This window comes from Kitasatospora sp. NPDC091257 (assembly GCF_044757675.1).
Taxonomy (GTDB): domain Bacteria; phylum Actinomycetota; class Actinomycetes; order Streptomycetales; family Streptomycetaceae; genus Kitasatospora; species Kitasatospora lactacystinica.
This window is the reverse complement of the sequence record NZ_JBIVVI010000799.1, coordinates 1-4305: the sequence shown is the minus strand read 5'-3', so window position 1 is coordinate 4305 and position 4305 is coordinate 1. Positions and strand designations below refer to the sequence as shown.

General features: G+C 72.2%; 4 protein-coding genes. 1 reads left to right on the top strand and 3 read right to left on the bottom strand.

What is annotated here, in order from left to right; translation table 11 throughout:
• Positions 1-123: 123 nt before the first annotated feature.
• From ACIQOV_RS29785 to ACIQOV_RS29775, 3 genes are all read right to left on the bottom strand, one after another.
• Positions 124-414, bottom strand: a complete 291-nt coding sequence (locus tag ACIQOV_RS29785; RefSeq protein WP_401053682.1) for a WXG100 family type VII secretion target — start codon at positions 412-414, stop codon at positions 124-126.
• A gap of 120 nt (positions 415-534) precedes the next feature.
• Complete coding sequence (locus tag ACIQOV_RS29780) at positions 535-840, bottom strand: WXG100 family type VII secretion target (RefSeq protein ID WP_401053681.1); 306 nt, start codon at positions 838-840, stop codon at positions 535-537.
• A 182-nt stretch (positions 841-1022) separates the two neighbouring features.
• Positions 1023-2708 carry a type VII secretion protein EccB gene (locus tag ACIQOV_RS29775; RefSeq protein WP_401053679.1) on the bottom strand — a complete coding sequence of 562 codons (1686 nt, stop codon included), beginning with the start codon at positions 2706-2708 and terminating at the stop codon, positions 1023-1025.
• A 387-nt stretch (positions 2709-3095) separates the two neighbouring features.
• Between ACIQOV_RS29775 and eccE the strand changes: the two genes are divergently transcribed.
• Positions 3096-4305 (top strand): type VII secretion protein EccE (gene eccE / locus ACIQOV_RS29770; RefSeq protein ID WP_401053677.1); only part of this gene is annotated, 1210 nt, incomplete at its 3' end.

Here is a 4305-nt window from a genome sequence, read left to right as displayed (position 1 = left end):
CACCCCGAGGACGGCACCCGCACCGACCTCGGCTGGCTGGAGACCGCCGACGGCCGGATCGCCGCCACCGGCACCGGCCGCCCGCCCGCCGCCGCCCCTGTCGTTCCTCAAGGAACCCGAACGTCAGCCCCAGAGCTTGGCGTTGGCGTCCTCGGTCGTCCGGTAGCTCTGCGCGGCCTGCTCCAGCGAGGTCGCGATCTGCGCGCAGGCCTGCTGGAGGTCGTTGGCCTTGGCGTCCCACTTGGCCTGGTGGGCCTGGTAGCCCTGCTGGGCGATACCCTCCCAGCTGGTGGCGATGCGGGTGACGTTGCCCTTGAGGTCGTTCAGCAGGTGGTCGATGCGGCTCGCCGAGGCCTTGACCTCCTCGGCCGCCTGGTGCACGGTCTGGAAGTTGACGAGAATGTGGTCGGACACGTTGTCTCCCTTGACGAGGGTGCGGAGCGCCGCGCGGTCAGTGGCGGACGCTCCGCAGAGCGGTGGAGCGGGGCAGAACGGCGGTCGGCGCGGGTGCCTTGATCAGCGCGAGTGCGGTGATCAGCCCTGGGCCGAGGAGAACATCGCCTTCTGCTCCTCTTCGGTGCTCGCGTAGTGCTTGGTGGTCAGCTCGATCGCGTGCTTGATCGCGTTCAGCGACTCCTTGAGCGCCGCGATGTCCTCGTTGACCCGGTTCTGCAGGCTCGTGTAGGCCGTCGCGGCCGCGCCCTGCCAACCGCCGGTGATGCCGGAGACCGTGCTGATCAGCTTGTTCTTCTCAGCCTCGATCTTGCCGATGGCCTCTTCGATCTGCTTGGCGAATGCCAGCATCTCCTGCGCGGTCATCGTGAACTGACCCTGAGCCATGCTCCACCGTCCCCCATGAGACAACATTTGCGTGTACGGAGGGCCCTGCGGGCCGACCGCCGCCATCACCGGTGTGATGTCCAGCAGCACTGTAGTCGGCACACGCAGCTCGCCCAACATCGATCACCGAGTAGTTACCAGACCATGACACTAAGGCCAATTCGGTTGCCGCGCTTGGCCCGTCAGGCGTTCTGCGGCTGAACGGCGCCCGTCGCCGTCAACGGCGGGCCGGCCGGCACCAGGTTCGACCACTCCTTCGGCACCGGCAGCGGCCGGACCCCCTGATAGCCCAACCGGGCCTGGTTGCCGCCGGGTTCCTCCGGCTGGCGGCCGGGATCCTGGGCCGTGGCCCCGGGAGTCGGCGTGGCACCGGCCGGCGGGGTCGGCGGCTTCGGGGTACCGCTCTGGCCGGGCTGGGGCGAGGCGCCGGGGCGCGGGCCGCCGTCGCCGTTGGACGGGACGGAGTAGCGCAACCCCGTCTCGGTGATCAGGAAATCGGTTCCGGAGCCGGCGGCCGAGTGGTCCAGCGAGCGGTAGAACAGACCGTGACCGGGGGTCACGTACGCCGCCCCGGCGCCGTTGTTGTACGGCGCGGGGTACGAAGTCCCGGCCCAGACGCTGCGCTTGGCCGTGGCACCGTCCTCGGCGACGCCGTCGTAGGTGCTGCACACGACCATCCGGGCGTCCTGGCGGTCCTGTTGGTTGTTCACCGGCGCGCCGGTCTTCAACGGCCAGTCCGCCACGGTGCCCTTCAGCGGCGCGTCGACGCCCCACTGGGCGTTGTCGGCCGGGGTCATCTCGTCGCTGCGCGGCTTCTTGTCCTGGTCGTACTTGTAGAGCATCTGGAACGCCGGGTTCTGCCGGATCAGGTCCGCCTGGAACGGCGTGACCAGGTACAGCTGCTCCTTGCCGACCACGTAGTGGCGGTCCTGGTAGTGCACCAGCCGGCCGACCCGGCGGTCGGCCTGGTTGCTCAGCTCCACCTTGGAGTTGGCACCCTGGCTGTCGGCGACCCCGTCGACCTGCGGGAAGGTGACCGGGGTGGCGTCCACCAGGGTCTCCAGCCAGTCCCGCTTGACCCGCTGCGGCACCGCGTTGGGCCCGAACACCGCGGTGATCAGCGCCTTGCGCTCCCTGTCGTCCGACTGCGGGGAGCCGATCAGGTGCCTGCGGCCCTGCGCGTCCACCAGGTACACCGCCGCACCCGCGGCGGTCGGCTGACCCGGCACCGGCGCGGCCGAGACCTGCTGCTCGTCGGCCTGCTGCACCAGCAGCAGCTGGTCCGGGCCGAGCATCCGGTCCTTGGCCGCCAGCGCCGTCGCGTCCGCGCCGGCCGCCACGAACACCGCCTGGTTGACGGTCTCCTGCTTGTCGTCCGAGCCCGGACGGTCGCACACCGCCCACTTCATCGGCTTGCTCGCGTTGTCCGTGGTCGGCAGCTTGTCCGGCGCGTACGGGATGCCGATCGTCGGCCCGTGGTTCGGGTACCGGTCGAGCACCCCGTCGTCCACCACCACGACCTTGGCGCCCGCGGGCAGCACCAGCCGCGCCGAGGACATGTTGAGCACCTGGTGCAGCCGCTTGGTCTTCTGGTCCTGGTCGATGAGCACCACGTACCGGGTCGTCGACTGCTTGCCCTGGATGATGTTCTTGCCGTCGTCCCACTTCACCGGCGCGCTCGGCTTGAAGACCCCCCAGAGCCCGAACCCGGCCACGAACACCGCCCCGGCCAGCACACTCGGCAGCACCGCCTTCACCGGACGCGGCGCGTCCTCGTCACTGCCGCCACCGGCGGGCAGCAGGAAGGCGCCCACCGTGCGCTTGCGGGCGAAGGTGTACGCGTTCAGCTCGTCCCGGCGCGATGCCATACCTCGTCGTCCCCCTTGTCAGACGTTGTCGGGCGTTGTCAGACCGACCGGCCCCGTGGTCACCCGCCGGGCACGAACCGGCGCGAACCCTCTACGATGCGGCAGCAGACGGTGAGTACGGTACGGGTACGGTCCGCGACACAGCCAGCCGGGCCGCGACAACGGATCAGAGAGGGCCACCGGGGGATGCCAAGCCAGACCGCTCCAGGACGCCGCCGCAGTGCGGGCGGCGGGAGGCCGCGCCGGTCCGGCCGGGCGCAGCACAGCGCACCGGCGAACGAGACGGGACCGGGGACCGGGACCGCCGGACCGCAGCCGACCGGCAGCGGGGGCGGCGGGGCCGTCCAGGTCCGGGTCAACCCCCGACCGGGGCTGCTCGCAGGGCGGTTGAAGCTCCAACAGCTCGTCCTGGTCGAGGTTGCGGCGGCCCTGGTCGCGGTCGGCTGGACGATCAGCCGACCGGTCGCGGCCGGCTTCGGCGCGGTCGCGCTGGTGCTGCTCGTGCTCGCGCTCGTCCCGGTGCGCGGCCGCACCGTCCCGGAACTGCTTCGGGTCCGCGCCGCCCTCAAGTCCCGCCGCAAGCAGGCCAGGACGCTGCTGCCGCCGGCCGGCACCGACCCGGCGCTGGCGCCGGCCCTGGAACTCGAACCGGGGCTGCGCACCTGCACCCACGCCACCGAGGCCGAGTTCGGCGGCCGCCCGGTCCGCCGGGAGACCGGCATGGTCGGCGACGGGACCTTCCTCAGCTCGGTGCTGCTCGTCCAGGCCAAGGACCAGCCGCTGCGCCCGGTGCGCACCGCCCTGCCGCTGCCGCTGGACGTGATCTGCTCGGCGCTCACGGTGGACGACATCACCCTGGAGTCGGTGCAGCTCGTCCAGCACACCCAGCCCGCCCCGGCCCAGCACCTGCCCGAGCAGTCGCTGGCCGCCCGCGCCTACCGCGAACTGCCGGACGGCACCGCCACCCCCGGGCTGCGGCTGACCTGGATCGCGCTCAAGCTCGACCCGGAACGCGCGGCGACCGCCGTCCGGGCCCGCGGCGGCGGCGAGGACGGCGCCCGCAAGGCGCTGCAGCGGGTCACCGACCAGCTGGCCGGCCGGCTCAACAGCGCCGGCTTCAACGCGACCGTGCTGGACGAGCGCGAGCTGATCGCCGCACTGGCCATCGCCACCTGCGCCAACCCGATCGCGGTGGCGGGCCGTCAGGGCACCGGCAGCGGCGGCGGCACCACCCGCCGCACCCAGGAGGGCAACCGGTTCTGGCGGATCGACGACCGCTGGCACACCACGTACTGGATCTCCCGCTGGCCGCAGCTGAGCCGCCCCGGCGGCGCCCCCGGCCGGATCGCCGCGCCGGACCTGGTCAACCTGATCACCGGCTCCCCGGCCCTCGCCAGCACCTTCAGCCTGACCGCCGGACACGGCACCGGCGGCTCGGTGACGGTCAGCGGGCACGTGCGGGTGACCGGCCGCAACGAGAGCGAGGTCGGCCAGATCGGCCGCCAGGTGGAGAGCCGCGCCCAGAGCACCGGGCTCGGCCTGGTCCGGCTCGACCTGGAGCAGGCCCCCGGCATGCTCGCCACCCTGCCGCTCGGAG

Bases quoted from the DNA above. Each gene is read 5' to 3' on its own strand.
- ACIQOV_RS29780 (WP_401053681.1), bottom strand. From the start codon at position 840: ATGGCTCAGGGTCAGTTCACGATGACCGCGCAGGAGATGCTGGCATTC.
- ACIQOV_RS29775 (WP_401053679.1), bottom strand. From the start codon at position 2,708: ATGGCATCGCGCCGGGACGAGCTGAACGCGTACACCTTCGCCCGCAAG.